The organism is Propionivibrio sp. (genome assembly GCF_016790145.1).
Classification (GTDB): domain Bacteria; phylum Pseudomonadota; class Gammaproteobacteria; order Burkholderiales; family Rhodocyclaceae; genus Propionivibrio.
The window spans coordinates 15,203-39,140 of the sequence record NZ_JAEUOI010000220.1 but is presented as its reverse complement, the minus strand read 5'-3'; the positions used below and the strand labels follow the sequence as shown (position 1 = coordinate 39,140).

General features: G+C 60.0%; 26 protein-coding genes. 16 read left to right on the top strand and 10 right to left on the bottom strand.

What is annotated here, in order from left to right; genetic code table 11:
* From JNM42_RS17850 to JNM42_RS17800, 11 genes are all read left to right on the top strand, one after another.
* Positions 1-2,604, top strand: a 2,604-nt coding sequence (locus JNM42_RS17850) for a hypothetical protein (protein WP_294273432.1), incomplete at its 5' end; no start/stop codon positions are given.
* 3 nt (positions 2,605-2,607) lie between these two features.
* Positions 2,608-4,734 (top strand): FAD-dependent oxidoreductase, encoded by a 2,127-nt coding sequence (locus tag JNM42_RS17845; protein WP_294273429.1) that lies wholly within the window; start codon positions 2,608-2,610, stop codon positions 4,732-4,734.
* Positions 4,735-4,745: 11 nt separating this feature from the next.
* Positions 4,746-5,921 carry an MFS transporter gene (locus JNM42_RS17840; RefSeq protein ID WP_294273426.1) on the top strand — a complete coding sequence of 392 codons (1,176 nt, stop codon included), beginning with the start codon at positions 4,746-4,748 and terminating at the stop codon, positions 5,919-5,921.
* Between the two features lie 267 nt (positions 5,922-6,188).
* The gene (locus JNM42_RS17835; protein ID WP_294273423.1) at positions 6,189-8,219 is read left to right on the top strand and encodes an MASE1 domain-containing protein; all 2,031 of its coding nucleotides are present in this window, start codon (positions 6,189-6,191) and stop codon (positions 8,217-8,219) included.
* Positions 8,212-8,853: a response regulator gene (locus JNM42_RS17830; RefSeq protein WP_294273419.1), complete on the top strand. Its 642-nt coding sequence runs from the start codon at positions 8,212-8,214 to the stop codon at positions 8,851-8,853. Before JNM42_RS17835 ends, JNM42_RS17830 begins: the two co-directional genes overlap by 8 nt.
* 183 nt (positions 8,854-9,036) lie before the next feature.
* The gene (locus tag JNM42_RS17825) at positions 9,037-9,315 is read left to right on the top strand and encodes a hypothetical protein (RefSeq protein ID WP_294273416.1); all 279 of its coding nucleotides are present in this window, start codon (positions 9,037-9,039) and stop codon (positions 9,313-9,315) included.
* 474 nt (positions 9,316-9,789) lie between these two features.
* Positions 9,790-10,050 carry a hypothetical protein gene (locus JNM42_RS17820; protein ID WP_294273413.1) on the top strand — a complete coding sequence of 87 codons (261 nt, stop codon included), beginning with the start codon at positions 9,790-9,792 and terminating at the stop codon, positions 10,048-10,050.
* A gap of 203 nt (positions 10,051-10,253) precedes the next feature.
* On the top strand, positions 10,254-10,550 hold the full coding sequence (locus JNM42_RS17815) for a DUF2282 domain-containing protein (RefSeq protein WP_294273410.1): 297 nt from the start codon (positions 10,254-10,256) through the stop codon (positions 10,548-10,550).
* Positions 10,551-10,566: 16 nt separating this feature from the next.
* Positions 10,567-11,460, top strand: a complete 894-nt coding sequence (locus JNM42_RS17810; protein WP_294273407.1) for a DUF692 domain-containing protein — start codon at positions 10,567-10,569, stop codon at positions 11,458-11,460.
* On the top strand, positions 11,444-12,265 hold the full coding sequence (locus JNM42_RS17805; RefSeq protein WP_294273404.1) for a DNA-binding domain-containing protein: 822 nt from the start codon (positions 11,444-11,446) through the stop codon (positions 12,263-12,265). Before JNM42_RS17810 ends, JNM42_RS17805 begins: the two co-directional genes overlap by 17 nt.
* A gap of 94 nt (positions 12,266-12,359) precedes the next feature.
* Positions 12,360-12,863 carry a DoxX family protein gene (locus tag JNM42_RS17800; protein ID WP_294273400.1) on the top strand — a complete coding sequence of 168 codons (504 nt, stop codon included), beginning with the start codon at positions 12,360-12,362 and terminating at the stop codon, positions 12,861-12,863.
* Between the two features lie 240 nt (positions 12,864-13,103).
* Here the strand turns inward: JNM42_RS17800 and JNM42_RS17795 are convergent, their stop codons facing one another.
* Complete coding sequence (locus tag JNM42_RS17795; RefSeq protein ID WP_294273398.1) at positions 13,104-13,457, bottom strand: VTT domain-containing protein; 354 nt, start codon at positions 13,455-13,457, stop codon at positions 13,104-13,106.
* Between the two features lie 76 nt (positions 13,458-13,533).
* Here JNM42_RS17795 and JNM42_RS17790 point away from each other — a divergent pair, with 76 nt between their 5' ends.
* From JNM42_RS17790 to JNM42_RS17780, 3 genes are all read left to right on the top strand, one after another.
* Positions 13,534-13,977: a hypothetical protein gene (locus JNM42_RS17790; protein ID WP_294273395.1), complete on the top strand. Its 444-nt coding sequence runs from the start codon at positions 13,534-13,536 to the stop codon at positions 13,975-13,977.
* Positions 13,978-14,026: 49 nt separating this feature from the next.
* On the top strand, positions 14,027-14,197 hold the full coding sequence (locus tag JNM42_RS17785; protein WP_294273391.1) for a hypothetical protein: 171 nt from the start codon (positions 14,027-14,029) through the stop codon (positions 14,195-14,197).
* A gap of 174 nt (positions 14,198-14,371) precedes the next feature.
* Positions 14,372-15,139 (top strand): TSUP family transporter, encoded by a 768-nt coding sequence (locus JNM42_RS17780; protein WP_294273390.1) that lies wholly within the window; start codon positions 14,372-14,374, stop codon positions 15,137-15,139.
* 125 nt (positions 15,140-15,264) lie between these two features.
* On the opposite strand, the gene JNM42_RS17775 is transcribed toward JNM42_RS17780, so the two are convergent.
* The 5 genes from JNM42_RS17775 to JNM42_RS17755 form a co-directional block, all read right to left on the bottom strand.
* Positions 15,265-16,467, bottom strand: coding sequence for an MFS transporter (locus tag JNM42_RS17775; protein WP_294273388.1), 1,203 nt, complete (start codon positions 16,465-16,467; stop codon positions 15,265-15,267).
* A 28-nt stretch (positions 16,468-16,495) separates the two neighbouring features.
* Positions 16,496-16,816 carry a YqjK-like family protein gene (locus tag JNM42_RS17770; RefSeq protein WP_294273384.1) on the bottom strand — a complete coding sequence of 107 codons (321 nt, stop codon included), beginning with the start codon at positions 16,814-16,816 and terminating at the stop codon, positions 16,496-16,498.
* Complete coding sequence (locus JNM42_RS17765) at positions 16,797-17,207, bottom strand: phage holin family protein (protein ID WP_294273382.1); 411 nt, start codon at positions 17,205-17,207, stop codon at positions 16,797-16,799. The genes JNM42_RS17770 and JNM42_RS17765 overlap by 20 nt, the downstream gene beginning before the upstream one ends.
* A gap of 15 nt (positions 17,208-17,222) precedes the next feature.
* A complete protein-coding gene (locus JNM42_RS17760) occupies positions 17,223-17,543 on the bottom strand; it encodes a DUF883 family protein (protein WP_294273379.1) in 321 nt (106 codons plus the stop codon).
* A gap of 440 nt (positions 17,544-17,983) precedes the next feature.
* Positions 17,984-18,763, bottom strand: coding sequence for an exodeoxyribonuclease III (locus JNM42_RS17755; protein ID WP_294273377.1), 780 nt, complete (start codon positions 18,761-18,763; stop codon positions 17,984-17,986).
* 46 nt (positions 18,764-18,809) lie between these two features.
* On the opposite strand from JNM42_RS17755, the gene pyrE reads away from it, so the two are divergent.
* Together pyrE and JNM42_RS17745 are read left to right on the top strand one after the other, a co-directional pair.
* On the top strand, positions 18,810-19,457 hold the full coding sequence (gene pyrE, locus JNM42_RS17750; RefSeq protein ID WP_294273374.1) for an orotate phosphoribosyltransferase: 648 nt from the start codon (positions 18,810-18,812) through the stop codon (positions 19,455-19,457).
* Positions 19,441-20,067 carry a hypothetical protein gene (locus JNM42_RS17745; RefSeq protein ID WP_294273371.1) on the top strand — a complete coding sequence of 209 codons (627 nt, stop codon included), beginning with the start codon at positions 19,441-19,443 and terminating at the stop codon, positions 20,065-20,067. The genes pyrE and JNM42_RS17745 overlap by 17 nt, the downstream gene beginning before the upstream one ends.
* 22 nt (positions 20,068-20,089) lie before the next feature.
* Here JNM42_RS17745 and gatB read toward each other — a convergent pair whose 3' ends face one another.
* Genes gatB through gatC form a run of 4 tightly spaced genes read right to left on the bottom strand, consistent with a single transcriptional unit; the run spans position 20,090 to position 23,854 of the window.
* Positions 20,090-21,547 (bottom strand): Asp-tRNA(Asn)/Glu-tRNA(Gln) amidotransferase subunit GatB, encoded by a 1,458-nt coding sequence (gene gatB, locus JNM42_RS17740; protein WP_294273368.1) that lies wholly within the window; start codon positions 21,545-21,547, stop codon positions 20,090-20,092.
* Between the two features lie 17 nt (positions 21,548-21,564).
* A complete protein-coding gene (locus JNM42_RS17735; RefSeq protein WP_294273365.1) occupies positions 21,565-22,080 on the bottom strand; it encodes a hypothetical protein in 516 nt (171 codons plus the stop codon).
* Entirely contained in the window at positions 22,080-23,570 is a 1,491-nt protein-coding gene (gatA, locus tag JNM42_RS17730) for an Asp-tRNA(Asn)/Glu-tRNA(Gln) amidotransferase subunit GatA (RefSeq protein WP_294273362.1), read from the bottom strand. Before gatA ends, JNM42_RS17735 begins: the two co-directional genes overlap by 1 nt.
* A complete protein-coding gene (gatC, locus tag JNM42_RS17725) occupies positions 23,567-23,854 on the bottom strand; it encodes an Asp-tRNA(Asn)/Glu-tRNA(Gln) amidotransferase subunit GatC (RefSeq protein WP_294273361.1) in 288 nt (95 codons plus the stop codon). The genes gatA and gatC overlap by 4 nt, the downstream gene beginning before the upstream one ends.
* Positions 23,855-23,938 lie beyond the last annotated feature (84 nt).

Genomic DNA, 23,938 nt, shown 5'->3' with positions numbered 1-23,938 from the left:
ATCTGCGACGAGCGGCAGCGGCTGTGCTTCGCGTTCGCTTTATGGAACAGCCGCGACTCGATTTTGAAAGAGCGGGCGTTCGGCCTCACCGGCAATCAGGGCAACCACGGCGAGGACGTGAAGGAGTATTACTTCTATCTCGACGCCACGCCCAGCCACAGCTATTTGCGCTACCTGTACAAGTATCCCCAGGCCGAATATCCCTACGGCCGGCTGGTCGAGGAAAACGGACTCCGGGGTCGCCAGGACCCGCCGTTCAACCTGCTGGACACCGGGGTTTTTCAGGACAATCGCTACTGGGATGTGGACGTGTCTTACGCCAAAGCCGGCCCGGAAGAAATACATATCTGTATTAACGTCGCCAACCGTGGACCCGAGTCAGCGACCCTGCACCTGTTGCCGCAACTGTGGTTCCGCAACACCTGGGCCTGGGGCGACGAGGAGAAAGAACGAGCGCTGGCCGAGTTGCGGGGCGATCCGATTTCACCCGACCAGAAGCCGGACAAGCCAATCTTGCGCGCCATGAAGGCGCCGGCCAGCGCGAGTTGGGCGGTGCGGGCCGAGCATCCGACTTTGGGCGCGTATCACCTTTACGGTCGGCAACCCGCCGAACCGCTGTATACCGAGAACGAGCACAATGCCCAGCGTTTGTGGGAACTCGCGAACGCCTCGCCCTACGTCAAAGACAGCTTTCATCGCCGGGTGGTTAATGGCGAGCGGGACGCGGTCAATCCCGCGTGTGAAGGCACCAAGTTCGCCGCTTGGCATGTGCTGACCGTGGATGGCGGCCAGCAGGCTGAAATAGAACTGGTGCTGAGCGCTGCGCCGCTGGCCCAAGCTTTCGCCGCCACTGCCGCGGTGTTCGCCGACCGCCGGTCCGAAGCAGATGGCTTCTATCGCGATCTGCTGCCCGAATCCTCGGATGAAGACCGACGCATCCTGCGCCAGGCCTCGGCGGGAATGATCTGGAGCAAACAGTTCTTCCATTACGACGTGGCCCGCTGGCTGGACGGCGATCAACTCCCGCCGCCCGACGCTCACAAAAGTGGCCGCAACCGTTCCTGGCGGCACCTCAAGGCGTCCGACGTCATCTCCATGCCCGACAAATGGGAGTATCCCTGGTTTGCGGCCTGGGATCTGGCCTACCACTGCGCCGCGCTTTCGCTGGTGGACGTCGATTTCGCCAAGGATCAGATCGAGCTGGTGTTGAAGGAGAGCTATCTCCACCCCAACGGTCAGATTCCCGCCTACGAATGGGCGTTCGGCGACGTGAATCCGCCGGTGCACGCGATGGGTGCCCTCAAGGTGTTCCGGGCGGAACGGGTGCAGCGAGGCCGGGGCGATCTCCATTTCCTGGAGCGGGTGTTTCACAAGTTGCTGTTGAATTACGCCTGGTGGATCAACCGCAAGGACAGCGACGGCAACAACGTGTTCGAGGGCGGCTTTCTGGGGCTGGACAACATCTCGGTGTTCGACCGCTCCCATCCGTTGCCGGCTGGCTATGCTCTCAAGCAGGCCGACGCCACCGGCTGGATGGCGATGTTCGCCCTGAACATGACGGTCATTGCGCTGGAATTGGCGGCCGAGGATCTGGAATATGAAGACATCGCCATCCAGATTCACCAACAGTTTCTCGCCATCGCCAACGCTATCGCCGGACACGCCGGCAACGAAGTGCCGTTGTGGGACCCGGAAGCCGGTTTCTTCAAGGATTTGATGATCTGCCCGGACGGTCAGACCCAGCGGATCGACGTATACTCCTGGGTCGGGCTGATTCCGCTGTTCGCCTGCGAGGTAGTGGACCAGCGCATCCTGGCCAAGGTCCCCCGCTTCCGGGAACAGCTGCGCCAGAACCGCCACGGCGTGTTCGACGGCAGCATCATTTGCCAATGCCCGGATTGGGAAAACGAGCGGGGCGAGCATTTGTTGTCGCTGGTCACCAACCGGATGCTGCCGCGCATCCTGAAACGGCTGCTGAGCGAGGACCAGTTTTTGTCTCCGTACGGCATTCGCAGCGTCAGCCGCGTCCACGCCACAGAAAAGCATTTGGGCACGCTGTCCGGCGTTGGCGAGGTGCTGATTGAGTACGTGCCCGGCGAATCCAACTCCGGCCTGTTCGGCGGCAATTCCAACTGGCGCGGCCCGATCTGGTTGCCGACCAACTACACGCTGGTGCAGGCGCTGGAGAAATTCCACCGCTTTCTCGGCGACAACTTCACCGTCGCCGTGCCCAGTCTGGGTAACCGGGAACTGAATCTGAAGGAAATCGCCACCCTGATCGCCGAGCGGCTGGTGGGTATCTATCGCCGCGATTCGAACGGGCTGATGCCCGCGTTTCCCGCCGACAGCCCTTTCCAAAATGACCCGCACTGGCGCGACCTGCTGCAATTCTACGAATACTTCCACGGCGACACCGGCCAGGGTTTGGGTGCCGCCCACCAGACCGGCTGGACCGGACTGCTGGCGAATCTGGTGACGCGCCGTTATCGTCGGGATATTCCGGCCTATTGGAGCCAGCGGATGGCGACCCAGGACTCACCTCTCCTTCTGGTAGAGGGGTCAGGGGTGAGGGCGATTCCAGCCATGAACGCGGCGGAGGGCTGAACCATGCTGACCACAACCGTCGCCGCCCTCCGGCACCGCCGGGCCAACGTCATCGCGGCCTACCTAAAGCACGTGGACGAAGCGCTGCGCGTCGCCGAGGTCACGCTCTATCCCTTCCTGGATCTGGCGATCCGGCTTTGGCTGGCGCAAGCGTTCTGGGTATCTGGCGTGCTTAAACTCGCCAACTGGGATACTGCGTTGACGCTCGCCACCCACGAATATCCGGTGTCCTGGTTGGACCCGTTTACGGTCGCCGTGCTGGGCGTCAGCATCGAAGTGCTGGGCTCGATGCTTCTGGCGTTAGGGCTGGCGACCCGGCTGGCCGCTATCCCGATGTTGGTACTGTCCCTGGTCATTCATTTCGAGTACCTTGCTCTGGAATCGAATCTGTACTGGGCCGCGCTGTTCGGCTGGTACGTGGTGATGGGCGCGGGGCCGATTTCCATGGATCGGCTGCTGGCTTCCGGCTTGGCCGCCTCGGCATTACCTCTGGTCAAGCCTCTGGGTCGCCTGTACGCCGTATGCACGCGCTATCTTGGCCCGGTCTATCAGCTCGTGTTGCGTCTCTGGCTGGCGAGCTTGTGGTACGCGCCGGTTCTGGTGGGACCCTCGTTCCTGGAAGCGATGTTGGGTTTCGTCGGTCCTCTGCTGGCGCTGGGACTGGCGACCCGCCCGGTCGCCATCGCCGCAGCGCTGGCGCTGCTCGGTTCCGGTTTCATGGGTGCGGACGAAATCCAGACCATCAACCGGCTGTATCAACTCTTCCTGCTCGGGCTCATCGCGCTGCGCGGGCCGGGGCCTATCGCCGCCGACGCTCTCCTGCGCCGGCAACTGGCTCGCTGGTTCCCACCGCTGGCAGGCTGGTCCGATGCGGCGCTGAACGACGTACCGCATGTGGTCGTCGTCGGCGCCGGCTTTGGTGGATTGACGGCGGCGCACGGCCTGCGGCTGGCAGCCTGCCGAGTCACCGTCATCGACAAGCGCAACTATCACCTGTTCCAACCGCTGCTCTATCAGGTGGCGACCGCCAGCCTGTCGCCGGCCGATGTCGCCACCCCGATCCGTGCGCTGTTCCGCGACCAGCACAACGTGCGGGTGATGCTGAGCGAAGTGGTGGACGTGGACATCGCCGCGCGTCAAGTGAACCTGAGCGACGGCGCGCGCATCGGTTACGACTACCTGGTGCTGGCCACCGGTGCCCGTCACAGCTACTTCGGGCGCGACGACTGGGAACCCCACGCGCCGGGACTGAAGCGCGTCGATGATGCTACCGTCATCCGCCGCCGTCTGCTACAGGCCTTCGAGCAGGCGGAGAACTGCGCCGACCCCGAGGAGCGGCAGCGCCTGTTGACCTTCATCATCGTCGGCGGCGGTCCGACCGGCGTCGAACTGGCCGGCGCTATCGCCGAACTGGCCCGCCACGGTCTAACCGGTGAATTCCGCAACATCGATCCGGCGCAAGCGCGCGTGCTGTTGGTGCAGTCGGCGCCTCGCCTGCTGCCGTCGTTTCCCGAATCGCTGTCAGAGGTATCGGCGCAATCGCTGCGAACGCTGGGCGTCGAGGTGATGACCAAGAGCCGAGTGGAAATGATTGACGCCGAAGGAGCGCTGGTGTCCGGCCAGCGGATCGGGTCTCGTACCGTATTCTGGGCGGCCGGGGTGATGGCCTCGCCCGCCGCGCAATGGCTGAAGACTGAAGCCGATGCGGCCGGCCGCCTCAAGGTCGGGCCGGATCTGACCGTACCCGGCCTGCCCGAAGTCTTCGCCGTCGGCGACACCGCTCTGAGCGAAGCCTGGGACGGCAAGCCGGTACCTGGGCTCGCGCCGGCGGCCAAACAGCAAGGCGCCTACGTCGCCCGGATCATCAAAGCTCGCCTGGAAGGGCGAACCCAATTACCGCCGTTCCGCTACCGCCATCTGGGCAATCTCGCCACCATCGGCCGCCAGGCGGCGGTCGTGGATTTCGGCTGGTTCAGGTTGAGTGGAGCGTTGGCGTGGTGGCTGTGGGGCCTCGCCCACATCTATTACCTGGTCGACACGCGCAAGCGTTTTTCGGTGGCCATCGAATGGTTCTGGGCCTATCTCACCTACAAACGCGGCACCCGGCTCATCACCGGCGGCCAGGAGTGAGGAGTATTCCCGTGATCAAGACAACTTCGTCGAACGGGCCTGCGGTACTCGCGGTGTATCTCATCGCCTTCCTGCAAGGGTTGACGCTGGTCAGCTTCCCCGCCAGCAGCGCGGTGTTGAAGCAGATGCACGGTTTTACCGACGCCCAGTATGGCGCGATCTTCTTGCCGCAAGTCGCGATGGCGGTGCTGGGCGCGGTGGCCGGCGGGTCGCTGGCTCGCCGTCTGGGTCTCCAACCGCTGCTCTGGATGTCGGCTGTCGGCAACGGCTTGTCGCAATTGGCGTTGGCGGCGAGCGTCTGGGTGATGCCGGCGCTGGCGTTCCCGGTCATTCTGGCGGGAACGGCGTTGCTGGGGCTGAGCTTCGGGCTAGGCGGCGCGCCGCTGAACGGCTATCCGCCCCGGTTTTTTCCCCGGCGTGCGCCGACTGCAGTGGTGGCCTTGCACACCCTGTTGGGATTCGGCTTGATGGTGGGACCGCTGCTGGCGGGCGGTTTCGGTCTGGCCGGTTGGTGGATCGGGTTTCCACTGTCCTTGCTGGGCTTGAGCGCGCTCCTGGCATTGGCCGCCGCGACCGTTCGGTTGCCGACGGATGGCGGTGGCGAAACGACGCGCCGCGACGATGAGAGACCGCCGCTGCATTCCGGCGCTTTCTGGATCTTCGTCGCCATTGCGGTGCTATACGCCTTTGCCGAAGGCACTTTCAGCAATTGGGCCGCCATCTATCTGCGCGACGCCAAGGGGTTGTCGGCAATCGTGGCCGGGCTCGCGCTGTCGGTATTCTGGGGCGCCATGGTGGCCGGTCGCTTGCTGGTCTCGTTGCTGGTGGCGTGGATCGCGCCGCTGACGATCTGGCTGGCGTTGCCGGCGCTGATGGTCGTGGCGTTTTTGCTGCTGCCCTCTGCCGAAACCCCGCTACTGGGGTTGGGCCTGTTCGCGCTTGCGGGATTGGCCTGTTCGGCATTTTTTCCGCTGACCATCACCCTGGCGTCGGAGCGATTTCCACAGCATGTGGCTTGGGTGTCGTCCATGTTGATCGCCGCGCTAATGGTTGGCGTGGGGCTGGGCTCGTTCGTGATCGGCCCGCTGCGGGAATGGCTGACGTTCGAGCAACTCTACCGGATCTCGGCTTTCTACCCGGCTACGGTGATCGGACTGGCGTTGTGGCTGGTCGCCCGTTCGCGGTGACGGGTGGCGGTCTAAACCAGAGTCTGAAGATGCGGGCATTCTTGAAGTCGCCAATCAATTCCTCCTTCCTGGTGTCGACCGAAATGACGGGATCCTCTGCCGAGCTCGATATTGATTCGATGATTTTGATTCCGGTCTTTCGCCGGTCACGGTGCGCCGTCGCACGTAGCGGCAAGTGTTGCCTTGGCCCGACTTGCGGCGTGCTTTCAGCGCTCCAGGGATGCTCTGGCAATCTGGCGACAGCCTTGGCCCACGGAGCAGGCCGCGATGTCTGAACAGCCTGTTCAGCCCGGCGCTGGCTACTACGACCCATCGATTTCGCTGACTCTGCCCTCCCGCTTGCTGGTACACCTTGTTACGGCGGCTGCGTATTACGGCGCCGGCATGCTTGCCTTTGCCGTCTTTCCGATCGGCAATGGAGTCGCCGGCATCTGGCCCGCCGCGGGCATTTCGGTGGCGGCCATGTTGCTGCTCGGCCCTTCGGTTTCACTGGCGATTTTTTTCAGCGATTTTCTCGTCAACCTGAATACCGGCCTGCCGGTCGTCCACGCCTTGCTGCTGGCTATTGGCGCCGTCGGCGAAGCGCTGATCGCCTGGTATCTGCTTACGCGCATTGCCGGATTCGACCCGCGACTGCGGCGTATCAAGGATGTGACTGCCTTCGTCACGGCAGGCGTCCTGCCCGCCGCCATGTTTTGTATGATGCCCCGGCTGCTGCTGATCGCGGTCATGGGCGACGCCGGGCCAATGCCGGTTCCGAATGCGCAAACCGTTTTCGTCGGCTCTCTGGGACATGGCCTTGGCGTGCTGCTGGTGGCACCCGTCATTCTTTCATGGACGGCCGAAAGACCCCTGCTCAAGCCGTCCGCCGAGTTTTTTCTGTTGCTGCTGGCGGCCGTACTGCTCAACGCCGCCGCCTTCACGGCGACTCCAAGCGGTCCGGCATCGGCGCTTCTCTATGCCGTGTTCGTCGTCGTTCTGTGGGCTGCATTGCGCTTCGGTCCCCGCGAGACCTCCGACGTGATGCTGCTGACAGCCATTTTCGCCACCTGGGCGGCCTGGCGCGCCAGCGGTCCGTTCATCATCAGCAACCAGATCGAGGCGCTGTATTCATTGGGCCTGTTTCTGATGATCGCCACCGTCACGGCCCTGTTGCTCGCGGCCGCAGCCCGCGAACGCTCTGCGTCGGCGCAACGCGTCGAGGAAAGCGAACATGCACACCGGATGCTGATCGAGCAGATGCGGGAAGGAGTCATCACACTCGACGGTTTGCGTCGCTTTGCCTTTGTTTCGGATCGCTTCTGCGCGCTATCTGGCTGGCAACGTCAGGATCTGATTGGTCGTCCCTTCACTCAGTTGGTTGCCACCACGGATCGTCTTCGTCTTGAGCAGGCGTTAAACGATACCGAAGGCGGACAGGACGTCCAGATCGAGGTCGCGCTGGAGCGCGCCGGCGAAGGAACCATGCTCGCATCGGTGGCACCGCGCCGTTTGGCCGGTTCTGCGGGACAGCCGAAGAGAATCATGGCCGTGGTCGCCGACATCACCGAGTCGCGCCGGGCTGCGGAACTCTCCCGCTTGCGCCTGCAGCAAATCGCGCACACCAATCGTGTGCAGTCCATGGACGAAATGGCAATCGCGTTCGCCCATGAGATAGCCCAGCCGCTGACCGCGATCACCAGCTATGCGCAAGCGGCAAGGCGCTTTCTGTCGTCTGGCGCCGGCGCCATCGGTCCCGCCCGGGAGTCCATTGATGGCGCCGAGCGCGAAGCGCGTCGCGGATCGGAAATCGTCCGGCGGATTCGCGGCTTCGTTCAGGACAGGAAGTCCGAGCGCGTGCCGCAGGTGGCGGATCTTCTGGTCGGCGAAGTCGCTCGTCTCGCCGAACCGGAGGTCCGTCAGCATGGCGTCGAGTTGCGTACCGACCTGTGCGGTAGCGGCTGCAGGGTTTTTGTCGACCCGGTGCAAATTCAGCAGGTTTTGCTGAATCTTGTGCGCAACGCTGCCGAGGCCATCGCCGAGGCCGGGTCGGCGATAAGGCTCATTACCCTGAAAAGTATTAACGCCCCGCCCGATGGCGTGGCCTTCGCGGTCATCGATTCGGGGCCGGGATTCGCCGCAGCTGAGATGGAAAAGATATTCGAGCCGTTCTACACCAGTAAGCCTGACGGCGTCGGTATCGGGCTGGCGCTGTGTCGATCGATCATCGAGGATCACGACGGCCAACTGCATGGCGCCGCCGAGCCGGACCGTGGCGCGACATTCACCTTCACCCTCAAGGAGTTCCGGGATGCTTGAGACCCCCCCGGGAATGCCCATCGTCTACGTCGTCGACGACGAGCCGAGCGTGCGCGATGCGCTGCGCTTGCTGTTTCAGTCTGTCGGCATGAAGGTGGTCGAGTTCGAGAACGCGCACGCCGCACTGGCCGGCGCCGACGATCTGGAAAGTGGTTGCCTGATCACCGACTTGCGCATGCCGCTGATGAACGGCATCGATCTGATCGAGGCCCTGCGCAAACGCGGTTGCCGCCTGCCGGTTATCGTCATCAGCGCGCATGGTGACGTCAAGCTGGCGGTGCGCGCACTGAAGGCGGGCGCCAACGACTTTGTCGAGAAGCCATTCAACGACCAGGATCTGCTCGACCTGGTGAATTCGGCGCTCAATCTGCCGCCGGGTAGCGACCGGTCGCAGGCGGTAAGCGGCGACATGGCGGCGCGCGTAGGGCAGATCACGTCACGCGAACTGGTCGTGCTGAAGCAGATCGTCGCCGGCCGATCGAACAAGCTGATCGCACGCGATCTCGACATCAGCCCGAGGACGGTGGAGGCGCATCGGGCGCGCGTCATGCAGAAAATGCAGGCCAGTTCGGTCGCCGAACTTGTCAGCCTGGCGCTGCGCGCCGGCATCGTGCTGGATGAAGACCTGGTCTAGCCGCCGTCACGCCGGCACGTATACGTAGTCAACGCATGCCGATTAAGTAGCAATACGAATATTAAGGCCCATGTCGAACGCCTAAAGTGATAGCGTCGTTTGGAGTTTCAGAAAAAGCGCTCTACCCGACAAACAACCAGTCAGCCGACTGGCAACCATTTGACTACATCAAGGAGAATCACCATGAGCACACGTAAATCCGTTTCCATCGTCGCACTTTCCCTGGCCCTGGCCGGCGGCATGATTGCCACCCCTGCCTTTGCCGCCGATAATTCCGCCGACATGATGAAGATGATGGACACCAACAAGAATGGCATGATCGAGAAGGACGAGTACCTCGCCTACCACTCGAAGGTGTTCGACAAGATGCCCGTTGATAAGAAGGGCGGGGCGACTATGCAGGACGTCATGAAAAGCTTCCGTGACAGTTTTGATTTCAAGACATACGGTTACGGCGGCTAATGATCGTGCATCGAAGCTGCGCCTGAATGTCGACCGGAGCCACGCCATTGGCTTCCTTTGCGGAGCGGCGTGGCGACCGGCCTTTTTATTCGTCACATGATTCATCCGCCACGGCCGATGCAAGACGCATTGCTGCCGTGACGGCCATTTAGCTATCCGGGAGCGAAAACTCGGCCTGCTTGCTGTCCGGAACCGGAGAAAGTTCAAGGGCGGATTCAAGTCTGAAGTGCTACAACGTTATGACGCGAGTGTTGCTGCTTCATGAAAGCTTCGTGAGTGGTCTTGAAGCCGAGGCACTTTCGGCAGGTTTATTGGTTTTATAACTTGTTGTTTATAAAAGCAATCGATGTAAAACGAAAAATATTTTACATTTAGTGTAAGTAATTCCCATCATTCTGCGTCTAATCGGTGTCGGCAAAGCCGTTTGCGGGCGGCCGGCTTTTCCTCTACCCCATCAAATCAAGGAGACTCATCATGTCAAATCAACTATCCGGTATTGCTCTTGCCGCTGCTGCGGCTGCCCTTTTTGCCACGGGTGGCATCATGGCACCTGTTGCCCAGGCGGCCGAAGGCGGCACGGTGCATTGCACAGGTATCAATTCGTGCAAGGGAACCTCTGATTGCAAAACAGCCAAAAACGAGTGCAAGGGCCAGAATAGCTGCAAGGGCCAGGGCTGGGTAAGCAAGGCCAGCGCCAAGGAATGTACGGACGCCGGCGGCAAGGTCGCCAAGTAAGCGGGTTGCTGACCACCCTGGCTATCGCCTGGGTGGCCTTTTTAAGAGAATTCAATGCGTTTGCATCTGATTCTGCGCATTGCCTGCCGACGTTTTGACGCACAGATGGATTTGCTGCGTTAGGCACTTCGGCGCTTTCCCGGAGATTAATCCCGATTCCGGCCGACAGTTTGTGATAACCAACTCATCCAATGGAGACTTACATGAAATCTGAAAATACCCTCGCTCAAGCCGCCATCGCCGGTCTGCTCGCCCTTGGCCTCAGTGCATCTTCCGGTGCTGCCTTCGCCGCAGCCGACAAGGAAAAATGCTATGGCGTCGCCATGGCCGGCAAGAACGACTGCGGCGGCAAGTATTCGAAGCACGCCTGCGCCGGCACCTCGACCGTCGACAAGGACCCCAACGACTGGAAATACGTCGATAAAGGCAGTTGCGAAAAAATGGGCGGCAAGCTCAAAGCGGCGGCCGAGCTGGAGAAGGAGATGAAGAAAAAAGGCTGAACCAGGAGTAGCGGGCATGCGCTCTTTTTCCTCACCTGCCACGCCCATCAGACTGCCCCTTGCCGCCGGTATCGGCCTGCGCGCCCCGCATCATGCGCAGGTTCTTGCCGAACGGCCGGCGGTGGCCTGGTGGGAGGTGCATAGCGAAAACTTCTTCAGCGCCGGTGGCGCCCCGATCGAGTTTCTGCACCGTATCCGGCAATCCTATCCGCTCAGCCTGCACGGCGTCGGCCTCTCGCTCGGTGCGCTCGATACCCTGTTTGAAGCGCATCTGGAGAAACTGGCGGCGCTCGTAGAGCGCATCGAGCCGGCGTCGGTATCCGAGCACCTGTGCTGGTCGTCCGCCGGTGCACGGCACTTCAACGACCTGCTGCCGCTGCCCTACACTAAAGAAGCGCTGGAGCAGGCCGTTGCCCGCATCGACTGCGTGCAGGAACGCTTGCAGCGGTCGATTCTGGTTGAGAACGTGTCGAGCTATCTTCAGTTCGCCGACTCGATGATGAGCGAATGGGATTTTCTCGTCGCTGTTGCCAGACGCAGCGGTTGCGGCATTCTGCTCGACATCAACAACATCTACGTGTCGGCGTGCAATCACGGTTTTTCTGCCCAGAGCTATATCGACGCCATCCCGGCCGACCTCGTCGGCGAACTGCATCTGGCCGGCTTCGAGGCGTGCGAGGATTTCCTCATCGACACCCATGGTCAGCCGGTGCATTCGCCGGTGTGGGACTTGTACGAGTACGCCCTCGACCAGCTCGGCGCCAAGCCGACGCTCATCGAATGGGACGTCGACATCCCCTCTCTGGCCGTGCTGCAAGGCGAAGCGGCGCAAGCCGAGCGGCGGCTGCGCGCCCGCATGCACGTTGATTCGGCATCACCTCAGGAATCTGGTCATGCCCTCGCTGCCTGAAGTGCAAGCCGTATTTGGCGGCGCGCTGCGCAATGACGCCGCGCCTGGCCACACCCCGGCACTGTGGGCGCTGTTCACTGAACCCGAAGCGCTGGCCGAACGACGGCTGGCGGCTTACCGGCGCAACGTGATCGGCAACTGGCGCAGCGCCCTGGCATCGAGCTACCCGGTACTCGCGCAGCTTCTCGGCGCGCAGCGTTTTCGCCAGCTTGCCGATCAGTACATCGCCGGCTACCCGAGCCGTAGCGGCGACCTGAACGACTATGGCGGTGAGCTGGCGGCCTGGCTCGAAGCCTCATCGCTGAGCAGTGAACGACCTTATCTGCCCGACATGGCACGGCTGGAGTGGGCGCTGCTCGTCGCCTATGGTGCTGTCGATGCCGCCGTCTTCGATCTTGCCGCGCTGGCCGAGATCCCCTCCGCCTTGCAGCCGAATCTGCGCCTGCACATCTGGGCCGGCGCCGCGTTTATCGAATCGCCCTGGCCGCTGGTCGATATCTGGCAGGCGCACCAGTTGACCGAGGACGAACGTGACAGCGCGCTCGCCGCTATCGATGCCCTGTCACACTCAGCGCCTTGCCGGGCGCTGGTCGTGCGCAGTGAAGGCAGGGTCTCTGCACTGGCCTTGACGGCCAGTGAAGCGGCTTTCCTGCGTGCTCTGCAATCCGGGCAGACGCTGGCGGAAGCGATAACCGCCGCGCTGAGCGAAGACCCCGCCTTCAACCCCGGCGCGACGCTGCAAGCCTTCATCGTACAGCGCACGCTGACCGGATTTTCAATGAACGAAACAGATCATCGATTGTAGGTCGGGTCAGGCCGACAGGCCATGACCCGACTGTTGTGTCCACCCCAAGCGCGAAACGAAACCCCGCCTCATCGACTGACTCAAGGAGAAAAAAATGAACGATGCTTCCCTCACCGGATCGACTTCCTCCACACCGCTGGCCGGTTCCACCGGCGCTCTGCTCTCCTTCGCACAGCGCAGCATTGCCCTGATCGAGCGCTGGCTGACGCCGCTCTTCGATCTGTCCATCCGGCTTTATGTTGCCAGCGTATTCTTCAAGTCTGGCCTGACCAAGATCCAGGACTGGAGCTCGACGGTGGCGCTATTCCAGTACGAGTATCAGGTACCCGTCCTGCCGCCGGAACTGGCAGCCCTCATGGGAACCGCCGGCGAGCTCGGTTTGCCCGTCCTCCTCGCACTCGGCCTGGCCGGGCGCTTTGGCGCCGCCGGTCTGTCGGTGATGAATGTCATTGCCGTTATTTCCTACGCTGATCTTTCCGATCTCGGCCGGCAGGATCATGTGCTATGGGGAGCCTTACTACTGGTCATTCTCTTTCACGGGTCGGGGCGCTGGTCGCTGGATTACTGGCTGAAGCAGCGCTGGGGAAGTGCGCACTAAATGTCTGCCTTCGACTGATCGAGTCGCTGGAAAGGATAAAATCGGCATTGATCACTGATCGCTTTACACATCATAGGAGCCCTTCGTGATCATTATCCAAGCGACTGCCCATCGGCCTTCTGAAAAGCTTCACATAAAGCCGACGAGCAGTTGCCCAAGCCGATTTCTTGAGCATCTCCGCTGTCGCAAAATGCAGCCAATCGCGATTTTGCGCCAACAAAATCAAAACCCCGGTATCTTCTACGCTCTCGCCAGATAGTCAAAAACCAGGCAATACAGTGCAATCGGCCGAGGCAGGCCGAGCAGGGTTCCGGTGAGGTACTGGCGGAATCTGATGCCGGATATTGCGAGGGCATAGTTGAGGGCGGGTACGGTCTGGAACAGCACTCTCAGGAGGACGACGCTTCTGATCGGCTGTACGTCAAGCTGGTTGAGGATGCGCACGGCGGTTCTGTTCTGCAATTGCCGCAAAGCGTCGCCGCCGATCAGCCGGATGGTGAAAAACGTCAGCACGCATGATATGCAGGCGGCAGCATAGGTGGCGAGTCCTCCCCAGCTTCGCCCGAGCGTGGGAACGGCGGCGGTCAGAATCACCCCCCCCCGGGATGCCTTGTAAAAAGAACTGAGTTGGTTCGCGAACGAAGAGGGAAACGTAGCCCAGGCGATTTCGATGCTGACTGATCATCTGCAACGGGAAGCGACGGACTACGAGGCATGCAACCTGCTGTTGCAGTGTTTCTATCTCACCGAGCGATATGAACTCCGCGAGCAGTTGGCCGTTACGCTCATGGCTCAACGCACTGCAAATGACTGCTTCGTGAATAATCGATTCCTTTTTCGGCTGTTGGGCGCTGATGGGCGGAAATTTCTGGAGAACATCGTCGATAGCGAACGATCCAATCCATTGAAGCGATTGAACTACGAAGTGGCAACCGAAACCCCGCGAAGATGGGGCAATAACGGTGGGCCGACGCTGAAGTCCAAGCTGATGTTCCAGGATTGTCGATTTGGTTCCATCGAAAAGCGCAAGAAGGTGCAGTCGATTTTTCTTGACTGTGGCGATGGCGATGTCTATTCGCTTCATACTCCTCTCATGACACTGGGGGAGAATTGAGAGCAACACTATTCCTTTCGACCAGAACGGCATCAGCCACCGGCACGCAGTGATCGTGAACTACCCCAATGATGTGTGGATTTACGATCTGGGGAGCCTTGCTGGTATCTCCGTCAATGGTAATCCGGTTCACGGCAAAGCTTTTTTGGATGGCGTACATACCGTGGATAATGGTTCCCGGAAGATCTGGAAAGCGACCGAGGAAAGCTTGCTGATTTGATACTCGACTAGCCCGAGGTTACCAATACGGCAAAAGCAGCGGTACCGGGCATGGCTTTTAGCTGGCATCATTCGGGGGATGACTACTAATACTGTGCCCATTTTCCAGACTGGAACCCGATCAACCAAGCAACGGCGCGGATTCGCGCCTGTTCGCTAGCTTCGTATTGAGTCCGTGAGCATTGACTATTCCCTGCTGGCCGTCATTTCGTGTGCGGCCTTGTTTGCGGGTTTTATCGATTCGATGGTTGGCGGAGGCGGTCTGATCCAGATCCCCGCCTTATTTACCATGCTGCCGAAGGAGTTGCCGGCCACACTCTTTGGTACGAACAAGATCGCCAGTGTTTTTGGCACGGCGAATGCCGCCTGGCGTTATTCGCGTCGGGTGAGCATGCCCTGGCGAACGACGCTTCCGGCGGCCACGGCAGCGTTCGCGTTTTCCTTTCTGGGGGCAATGGCGGTGGCCTGGCTGCCGCGCGACCTGCTGCGTCCGCTGATTCTGGTCATGCTCGTTGCATCTGCCGCCTATACTTTCTGGCGCAAGGATTTCGGTGCGCTGCACCGACCACAACACGCCGGGCGCCATGAACTGGTCTACGCACTGATTGTCGGTGGAGCGATCGGTTTCTACGATGGATTCTTTGGTCCCGGGACGGGGAGTTTCCTGATTTTCCTGTTTGTCCGCTTCTTCGGCTTTGATTTCCTGCATGCCTCGGCCGCATCAAAAGTAGTCAACGTGGCAACCAATCTGGCGGCCATCGGATTCTTCATTCCCAACGGTTTCTACTTGCCCCTGGTGGCGCTGGTCATGGCGATCTTCAATATATTTGGCTCGGTCATCGGTACCCAACTCGCGCTCCGTCATGGTAGCGGATTTGTACGGCAGGTTTTTCTGTTTGTCGTCAGTGCGCTGATCATCAAGTTCGCCTTAGATACCTTCTGATTACGGCTGGCAATCCGACCGCAACATTAAAATGTTGATTCGGAAGACCTTTGTCAGAAGTTCCTGGCTGGCGTGGCTTGCCTGCTGGAAGTCGGATCGGTAGCGCATGGATCCCGTTCAGGCATCTATTGTGGGGACGGCTTGATCCGTCCAATTGCCCAGCGTCCGAAACCCACCCCCGCTGCCAGAGTGACAAAGCCTGCCGCCCAGCCGGCCTGGCTGGCGCGACCAAAGGCGTCAAGCGCCATGCCAAATACGACCGGACCGACAAAGCCTCCGGCAAAACCGATCGTTGAATAAAACGCCAGCGCCGTGCCGCGCAGTTCCGGCGCTGTTTCGGTGAGCAGGCCGGCCGTGAGTGCTGCCGAATCGAGGTTCATGCTTGCCGCGTAGACGAGAAGCAAAGGCACCAGCAGCGATGCGGCCTGACCGCCCGCCACCGCGACCAGCAGAGCTAGTCCGCCCGACAGCGGCATGACCGAAGTCAACCAGCGACGGCGTCCCCAGCGTTGCGCACCTTCGTTACCGAGGATGCTGGACGGAACGGCAAGAAAGGTGGCCAGGGCGGCGATCAGCCCGGGCATGGCCGTCCATGCATCCGGGGTAGTCGCATGCGTCCACGTCAGGTAGGCAACCAGCCAGCTACGAAAGCCGAAAAGCTCCCAGTTATGGCCGAAGTAAGCGCCGCAGAAAGCCAGTATGCGCCGGTTTCTCAGCACACTCGACCAACGATCATGCGCGATGTGGATCACCGGCGCCGCTTCTCCTCCGGCAACCCCGAAGCAGACAAGCACAACAGCCACTGCGGCACAGAGTGCAGCGATGCCGAACAGCACCGGCCACGCAAAAAAGGATTGTGTGAATTCAACCCAGAGGTAGGAAAGCCCGGCGCCGACACCGAAAGTCGCGGTATAAAAAGCCGTTCCGCGCGATTGTGAGCTGACCGGCAGGCGGTCGGTCAGCGCTTTCAGCCCGGGCATATAGGTGCCGGCCAGGCCCAGTCCGGCCAGCCACCACCAGAACAGCGCCGCTTCGAAACTGCGTGCAAAAAGGGCAAAGCCGGCCAGCGCCAAGCCACTCAAGGCGGCGCATGCGAGATAGACCCGCCGCGCATCCAGGCGATCGGTAAGACTGACGAGCATGGGCACCGCAAGGATGTAGCCGAGAAAAAAGATGCCGCCCAGCCAGCCTCCTTCCGTCGCCGACAATTCCCAGTGCGCGGTAAATTGCGGCAGCAGAGAAGGCACCAGCGCAAAGCCAGCCATCGTGAGTGTTTCGGCACTACAGAAAACGAGCACCAGCGCCAGCGAAGAACGCACCGGCGTCATGGCGCTGACTTGAATTTTTCCTCGTCGCTCACGATCCGGAACGCAGTCCCAACACCAACAATTTATTGCGCACTGCCCGCCAGGTTTGCCAGGCAAAGAAAGCGCGTTTGCTCCAGCGCCAGATGCGCCTGGGTCTGGCGATGAAAAATGCGGCAACCGCCAGCGTAGCAAGGCCGGGGTGTCGCTTTACCTGATCAACACCGACGCACACGATGGCCAGCAGGCGATCCGCTGTATATAGCGAGGAGCGCACGGGCTGCGCTTCCCGGCCCAGCGTTGCACGCTGGTTGGCGATGCGCTCGAGCAAGCGGCCACGCCGAAGGTGCAGGTCATTCAGCCGGTGATTCATGGCCGACTACCGCTTTCAACTGGCGCAGATCTTCCTTGAGCTCGGCAATACTGGAGGCAAAGACTTTCTCCGGCCGGGTTGTCAAGCGCTTGAACAGGGCGAAAAAAACGCCACCGAGTACCAGGAAGAGGCCGGCAGAGGCACAAAGTACGAACAGCCGGTTGTCCCAATACAGTACGGTGAAAAAGGCGACGGTGAGCAGCGTGCCGACACCGAAACAAAAAACCATTCCCTGTGCCATGAGAAGCAGATTGATGGCACGCAGCTTCTCCTCCTCGATTTCGTTTCCGAGAAGTTCAAGCCGAGTCTTACCGCTCGCCAGCAGCGTAACAGCGATGTTTTTCAGGGCGGCGAACAGCCGACTGTTCTCGCCGCCTTGGCTGTTGCTCATAGTGCAGTGCGCCGCTTAACGGCGACCGATGATTATGCCGATCAGAAGACCGATGCCGGCGGCGATGCCGACAGCCTGCCAGGGATTTTCGTTGACGTAATCGTCGGTCGCACGAGCGGCGGCCTTGGTTTTGTCGACTAGCGCCGCTTCGGCATCGGCAATGCGCAGCTTGGCATCGCGCAGACGCTCACTGATGCGTTCGCGCAAGTCGACCATTTTTTCACCGGCTACACCAGCGGTAGCGCGCAGGATTTCCTCGGCGTCGGAAACAACAATTTTCATGTCGGAGACTAGTTTTTGTTTGCTGCTGTTGGACAGATCGGTAACTTCAGACATAGCACACCTCATCGCGTTAGTAGGGATGAACACAAAATATGGAACGAAACAATAGGGAGTTAGCGAACCATCTCTCTCAGGTTATCCAATTTGCGTCAATAGATCAATGCGAAGTTTGATGGTGCTAGGCCAGGGTCAATACAAATCGAGGTGATTGGTTTACAACTTGCCGGTCGCGTAGCCGTTGGGGGTTGAATTTATGGGTGCCATGGCAGGGCAGGCCTGTTCGAAGCTGACCTCCTGAACCCATGATTAAGGTATAGCCCGGCTCAAGCAGGATCCTAAGTTCCTCTTGTCTTCCGGGAAATGGTCAGGCATCCTGCTGCTTGCGGTAATCGGCCCGCACAACCCTGTTAATAGAGATCTTCTGAAGATTTTCGCAGCGATGACGAACGTGAATATGGCGAATCAATCGTTCCGTGTATCTTGAATCCTGGACACTACACAAGCTCGTAATCGATTGTCAGCGGCGCGTGATCGGAAAACCGTTGTGCCTTGAAAACGGTGGCCGCACGAGCCGTAGCGGCGAGAGCTGGAGTTGCAAGTTGATAATCCAGCCGCCAGCCAACGTTCTTGGCCCATGCCTGGCCTCGATTTGACCACCAAGTGTAGCACTCGTCGCTCGTTGCCGGGTGGAGCCTACGATACACGTCGCACCAGCCGCCTTCCTCGAGAACACGGCTGACCCAGGCACGTTCTTCGGGCAGAAAACCGGAATTCTTGCGGTTGCCTTTCCAGTTCCTGAGATCGATTTCCTGATGTGCGATGTTCCAGTCGCCGCAGATCACGACATCGCGCTCGCTCTTTGCCAGTTCGACGAGATGGGGGTAAAAAACGGTCATGAAACGGAATTTGGCCTGCTGCCGTTCCGGCGAACTCGAACCGGAAGGCAGATACAGCGAGATCACCGAGAGTTGACCAAAGTCGGCGCGCAGATAACGCGCTTCGGCGTCGAATTCGGCGTTGCCCGTGCCTTCGATCACGGCGTCGGGCTTTTGCCGGCACCACAGGCCAACACCGCTATAGCCTTTCTTTTCGGCGCAGTGGTAGTAGGCGTGCAGACCGGCCGGGTACTTCATTTCGTCTGTGAGGTCGGCATATTGTGCCTTGAGTTCCTGCAGGCAGACGACATCGGCATTCTGTGCCGCGATCCAGGGCAAAACGCCTTTACTGTACGCTGAACGAATGCCGTTGAGATTTAGGGAAATGATGCGTAACATAGTGAATCCTTGCTGGAATTGGTTTTCAGGATAAACAACGCTTGTTATGGACTTTCGTCAGGAATTCATCGGGTTTGCCCTGGGGCACAACGTTTTGCGTTTTGGCGAATTCAAGACCAAGGCGGGACGGCTGTCCCCGTACTTCTTCAACGCCGGCCTGTTCAATGACGGAGAAGCGCTGGATCAACTGTCACAATATTACGCCAGGACCATCCTCGCCAGCGGCATGGCCATCGACATGCTGTTCGGGCCGGCCTATAAAGGCATTCCCCTGGTGGCCGTGAGCGCGCTGGCACTGGCTCGTGCCGGGCTCAATCTGCCCTTCGCCTACAATCGCAAGGAAACCAAGGATCATGGCGAGGGCGGAAGTATCATCGGTGCGCCGCTCAGGGGGCGTGTGCTGATTATCGACGATGTCATTTCCGCCGGTACCTCGGTGCGTGAATCCATTGAATTGATCCGTGCGGCAGGGGCCACGCCCTGTGGCGTGGTCATCGCACTCGATCGCATGGAGCACGGTAGCGGCAAGTTGTCAGCGGTACAGGAAGTCGAGCAGGAATATGGCATCCCGGTACTGGCGGTTGCCACACTCGACGATTTGCTGGCCTTTCTTCGCGAACGCCCGGATTTCAAGGAGTATCAGTCTGCGGTAACGCGCTATCGGCAGGAGTATGGCGTTGCATACTCTCTCTAGGTTTCCGGTACTGGCTATCGTGCTGGGACTCGGTGGTCCGGCCATGGCGACCGGCAATTTTTATTGCTGCGTCGACGCCAACGGCAAGCAGATGTGTGGCGACTTGTTGCCTCAGTCATGCTATGGGCGCGCCTATCGTGAGCTTGGCCCTTCTGGTCAGACACTGCGCACCATCGAAGCGCCATTGACCGCTGAACAGCGAGCCGCACGGAGCGCTGAAGAAGCGCAGCGCAAGGTGGAAGCAGAGATCCTCAGGGAGAAACAGCGCAAGGAACAGGCTCTGCTCAACACCTACGGCAGCGAGAAAGACATCGAAATGATGCGCTTGCGCGCCTTGGCCGATGTGCAAAAGTCGATCAATGCGGCCGAGACCAAAATCGTCGAAATTCGTACAGAGCGCAAGGTTTTCGAGAACGAGGCCGAGTTCTACAAAAAGAAAAAAATACCGCCTGAAGTTCAAAAAGGGTTGCGCGACGCGGACTATGAGATCAAGGCGCAGGAATACCTGATCGAATCGAAGAAGAAGGAACTTGATTTGATCCGTATCAAATACGACGAGGATCTCCGTCGCTACCAGGAGATCGCCCGGCGCAACACGTCGGCACGCTGAGGTCTTGTTGATCCGTGGGGGTTTATTGCTGACCGAGTTTCTTGCGCAGCAGTTCGTTGACCTGCTGCGGATTGGCTTTACCTTTCGTCGCTTTCATGGCCTGACCGACCAGCGCGTTGAAGGCTTTTTCCTTGCCCGCCCTGAACTCGGCAACCATCGCTGCGTTGGCTGTCAGTACTCCGTCGAGCAGTGACTCGATGGCGCCACTGTCAGTGATCTGCCGTAGACCCTGTTTATCGATGATCTCATCAGCCGAGCCACACTCGCCGTTCCACAATACTTCAAAGACCTTTTTGGCGATATTGTTTGAAATCGTGTTGTCGACAATACGCCCGACCAGACCGCCGAGTTGCAGCGCAGATACCGGAGATTCGCCGATTTCCTTGCCTTCCTTGTTCAAGCGTGCGGCCAGATCGACCGTTACCCAGTTGGCGCAAGGCTTGGCGCTTGCCTTCCCGGCAACGGCAATGGCCGCTTCGTAGTAATCTGCAATATCCAGCGAGGCCGTTAAAGCCGTCGCATCATAGGCCGATAATGCATAGTCGGTAACAAAACGGTCCCGCTTGGCAAGGGGCAGCTCCGGCATGTTTGCCCGGCTTGATTCGACCCACTCGCGGTCAATGATCAAGGGTAACAGGTCGGGATCGGGAAAGTAGCGGTAGTCGTGCGCATCCTCCTTGGAGCGCATCGCGCGCGTTTCGCCGCTGTCTGGGTCGAATAGCACGGTAGCCTGTTCGATGCGGCCGCCGTCTTCTATTGTGGCGATCTGCCACTGCACTTCGTAGTCGATGGCCTGTTGCATGAAACGGAAGGAGTTGAGGTTCTTGATCTCGCGCCGGGTACCCAGTTCCATTTGCCCGAGCGGACGAACCGAGACATTGGCGTCGCAGCGGAATGAACCTTCCTGCATGTTGCCGTCGCAGATACCGATCCAGCGCACCAGCGCATGGAGTGTCTTGGCGTAAGCCACGGCTTCGGCAGAGGAGCGCATGTCGGGTTCGGTAACGATTTCGAGTAGCGGCGTTCCGGCACGGTTGAGGTCGATGCCCGTCTTGCCGTGAAAATCCTCATGCAGGGACTTGCCGGCGTCTTCCTCAAGGTGGGCGCGCGTCAGCTTGATGGTCTTTTCCGTGAGGCGGTCACCCTGACCCATCTGAATCGTGACTTGTCCGCCAAGCACCACCGGTAACTCGTACTGGCTGATCTGATAGCCCTTGGGCAGATCGGGATAGAAATAATTCTTGCGCGCAAAGACCGATTTCGGCGCGATCTGCCCGCCAACCGCCAGCCCGAAGCGTATGGCACATTCGACGGCGCCCTTGTTCAACACCGGCAATACGCCGGGTAAAGCGATATCAACCGCATTGGCCTGGACGTTGGGTTGTGCACCGAAAGCAATCGAACTGCCGGAGAAAATCTTCGAGCGGGTCGCGAGTTGTGCATGAGTCTCGATGCCGATTACGACTTCCCATTGTTTCATTGCGTTTTACTCATTTGTCAAGAACAGCTACCCTTTCGGGTATCAACCACAATCGGCCAGAGATAACTGAAAGCATCGCCACCACACATCGACTGGCAGGCGCTAAAAGCGACGGTAACGCTTTTCTCCTGCTCCCACATGTGCACCACGCAGCCACTCGCAGCATCAGTCAACACGACATTCGGCAGCATGGCGGTCTGCTGAAAATTCTTCATGTCAAAGCGGCACAGACCCTGTTTGGGGATGTCCACCTCGGCGCTAAAACGCTTGACCTCGGCCTTTGCCACCTGCAAATCCAGCATTCCTCTGCCGCCGGACAGATTGCGGAAACCGCACTTGGCGCGTACCTCCAGCGCCCTGTCCGGGATCGGTTTAAGCGTACGGCCGATCAGGTGCTTGAGCGGCTGCGACTTGATCCGTTCCGGCTCAGGGCTGGTGGCGCTCGCTGGCGGATCACCCGGAACAGGCTTTGGTTCTGGGGTGGCGCAGGCACCGAGCAGCAAAACCAGAGGCAAGGCATGAATCAATCTCATCAATGTACCCAGTCAATTCCTGCCGGATGCCGGAGATGCCAGTCCGTTACCCCCTGGTAGCGGTGCGCTATGTTGAGCAGTCTGGCTTCGCTGAAGTAATTACCAATCAGTTGCAGACCCGCCGGCAAACCTCTGGAGAAGCCACAGGGGATCGACATCCCCGGCAGTCCGGCGAGGTTGACGGCAATCGTGTAAATGTCCGAGAGATACATCTGCACTGGATCGGCAGCCTTTTCACCCAGCTTGAACGCGGTGCTCGGGCTGGTCGGTCCCATGATTACGTCGCACTGCCTGAAAGCGGCAACGAAGTCGCTGGCGATCAGGCGACGGATGCGTTGCGCCTGCAGGTAGTAGGCGTCGTAATAGCCGTGCGAAAGCACGTAGGTGCCGATCAGGATGCGTCGCTTGACCTCGGCGCCAAAGCCTTGCGCCCGGCTCCTGGCGTACATTTCGTTGAGGTCGCCGTACTCGGGAGCGCGATAACCGTAACGCACGCCGTCAAAGCGCGAGAGATTCGAGCTGGCCTCGGCTGGTGCAATCACGTAGTAAGCCGGCACTGAAAGCTTCATGTTCGGCAGGCTGATGTCTACCGTTTCGGCACCCAGCTTGCGGTATTCGGCGAGGGCGGCTTCAACCAGTTGCATGACTTCAGGCGAGCAACCCGATCGTTCGTCGGCACCGAAAAACTCTTTCGGCAGGCCGATTTTAAGCCCGGCGAGGGGCTTTTCACCCGTCGCCGCGTTCAATTGCGCACTGAAGTCTTCGCGCGGGCGGTCGAGGCTGGTCGAATCGCGTTCGTCAAATCCGGCCATGGCGTTGAGCAGCAGTGCGCAGTCTTCGGCCGAGCGTGCCATCGGACCGGCCTGGTCGAGAGAGGAGGCGAAGGCGATCATGCCGTAGCGCGAAACGACGCCGTAGGTGGGCTTCAGGCCGGTCAGGTTGCACAGCGCCGCCGGCTGGCGGATCGAACCCCCGGTGTCGGTACCGGTGGCGGCCGGGGCGAGCCGGGCGGCAACTGCCGCCGCCGACCCACCCGATGAGCCGCCGGGAACACGTTCCATGTCCCAGGGGTTGTTCACCGCACCGTAGTAGGAGGTTTCGTTCGACGAGCCCATGGCAAACTCGTCCATGTTTGTCTTGCCGAGAATGACGGCTCCGGCAGAATTGAAGTGCTCGATGACGCAAGCATCATAGGGGCTGATGAAATTGCCGAGTATCTTCGAACCGCAGGTGGTCAGCCAGCCCCTGGTGCAGAAAATGTCCTTCTGCGCCAGCGGGATGCCGGTCAGCGGCCCGGCCTGACCGATGCTGCGTAATTGGTCGGCGGCCCTGGCCTGAGCCAGGCTCTTTTCCGCATCGACAGTAATAAAGGCGTTGATTGTCGGGTTGTGGCGGGCGATCCGCTCGAGATAGAGCTGTGTCAGTTCGACGCTGGATATTTTCCTGGCCGCCAATGCCTGCGAGAGAGCCGAAACGCTGTGCTCGATCATTCGATCACCTTCGGCACGAGGTAGAGACCGGCTTCGGTTTCCGGGGCGATGGCCTGAAAGTCCGCGCGGCGGTTTTCCTCGGTAACGCAATCAGGGCGCAGGCGCTGGGCGAGATCCTGAGCGTGAGCCATCGGCTCGACGCCCCGGGTATCGACCGCCTGCATCGCTTCGATCAGGGTGAATATTCCGTTCAGGTGGCCGAGCGTGGCTTCCGCCTCGGCATCACTGACTTCGATCCGGGCGAGGTGGGCGACGCGTCGGACCTGTTCCAGGGTAAGCGACATGGCTAGGCAATCAGTAAGGTATTAAAACGAAGAGCCATATAAGGTATCATAAATACTTTATTCGCCGCAGCCCCTGCGGAGCTT

Excerpts from the sequence above, each read along its gene's own strand:
- JNM42_RS17755 (WP_294273377.1), bottom strand. The coding sequence starts at position 18,763 with ATGTTACGCATCATTTCCCTAAATCTCAACGGCATTCGTTCAGCGTAC.
- pyrE (WP_294273374.1), top strand. The coding sequence starts at position 18,810 with ATGGACTTTCGTCAGGAATTCATCGGGTTTGCCCTGGGGCACAACGTT.
- JNM42_RS17830 (WP_294273419.1), top strand. The coding sequence starts at position 8,212 with ATGCTTGAGACCCCCCCGGGAATGCCCATCGTCTACGTCGTCGACGAC.
- JNM42_RS17835 (WP_294273423.1), top strand. The coding sequence starts at position 6,189 with ATGTCTGAACAGCCTGTTCAGCCCGGCGCTGGCTACTACGACCCATCG.
- JNM42_RS17800 (WP_294273400.1), top strand. The coding sequence starts at position 12,360 with ATGAACGATGCTTCCCTCACCGGATCGACTTCCTCCACACCGCTGGCC.
- JNM42_RS17770 (WP_294273384.1), bottom strand. The coding sequence starts at position 16,816 with ATGAATCACCGGCTGAATGACCTGCACCTTCGGCGTGGCCGCTTGCTC.
- JNM42_RS17765 (WP_294273382.1), bottom strand. The coding sequence starts at position 17,207 with ATGAGCAACAGCCAAGGCGGCGAGAACAGTCGGCTGTTCGCCGCCCTG.
- JNM42_RS17815 (WP_294273410.1), top strand. The coding sequence starts at position 10,254 with ATGAAATCTGAAAATACCCTCGCTCAAGCCGCCATCGCCGGTCTGCTC.
- JNM42_RS17825 (WP_294273416.1), top strand. The coding sequence starts at position 9,037 with ATGAGCACACGTAAATCCGTTTCCATCGTCGCACTTTCCCTGGCCCTG.
- gatA (WP_294273362.1), bottom strand. The coding sequence starts at position 23,570 with ATGATCGAGCACAGCGTTTCGGCTCTCTCGCAGGCATTGGCGGCCAGG.
- JNM42_RS17805 (WP_294273404.1), top strand. The coding sequence starts at position 11,444 with ATGCCCTCGCTGCCTGAAGTGCAAGCCGTATTTGGCGGCGCGCTGCGC.
- JNM42_RS17845 (WP_294273429.1), top strand. The coding sequence starts at position 2,608 with ATGCTGACCACAACCGTCGCCGCCCTCCGGCACCGCCGGGCCAACGTC.
- JNM42_RS17810 (WP_294273407.1), top strand. The coding sequence starts at position 10,567 with ATGCGCTCTTTTTCCTCACCTGCCACGCCCATCAGACTGCCCCTTGCC.
- JNM42_RS17820 (WP_294273413.1), top strand. The coding sequence starts at position 9,790 with ATGTCAAATCAACTATCCGGTATTGCTCTTGCCGCTGCTGCGGCTGCC.
- JNM42_RS17790 (WP_294273395.1), top strand. The coding sequence starts at position 13,534 with ATGCTGACTGATCATCTGCAACGGGAAGCGACGGACTACGAGGCATGC.
- JNM42_RS17735 (WP_294273365.1), bottom strand. The coding sequence starts at position 22,080 with ATGAGATTGATTCATGCCTTGCCTCTGGTTTTGCTGCTCGGTGCCTGC.
- JNM42_RS17760 (WP_294273379.1), bottom strand. The coding sequence starts at position 17,543 with ATGTCTGAAGTTACCGATCTGTCCAACAGCAGCAAACAAAAACTAGTC.
- gatB (WP_294273368.1), bottom strand. The coding sequence starts at position 21,547 with ATGAAACAATGGGAAGTCGTAATCGGCATCGAGACTCATGCACAACTC.
- gatC (WP_294273361.1), bottom strand. The coding sequence starts at position 23,854 with ATGTCGCTTACCCTGGAACAGGTCCGACGCGTCGCCCACCTCGCCCGG.
- JNM42_RS17775 (WP_294273388.1), bottom strand. The coding sequence starts at position 16,467 with ATGACGCCGGTGCGTTCTTCGCTGGCGCTGGTGCTCGTTTTCTGTAGT.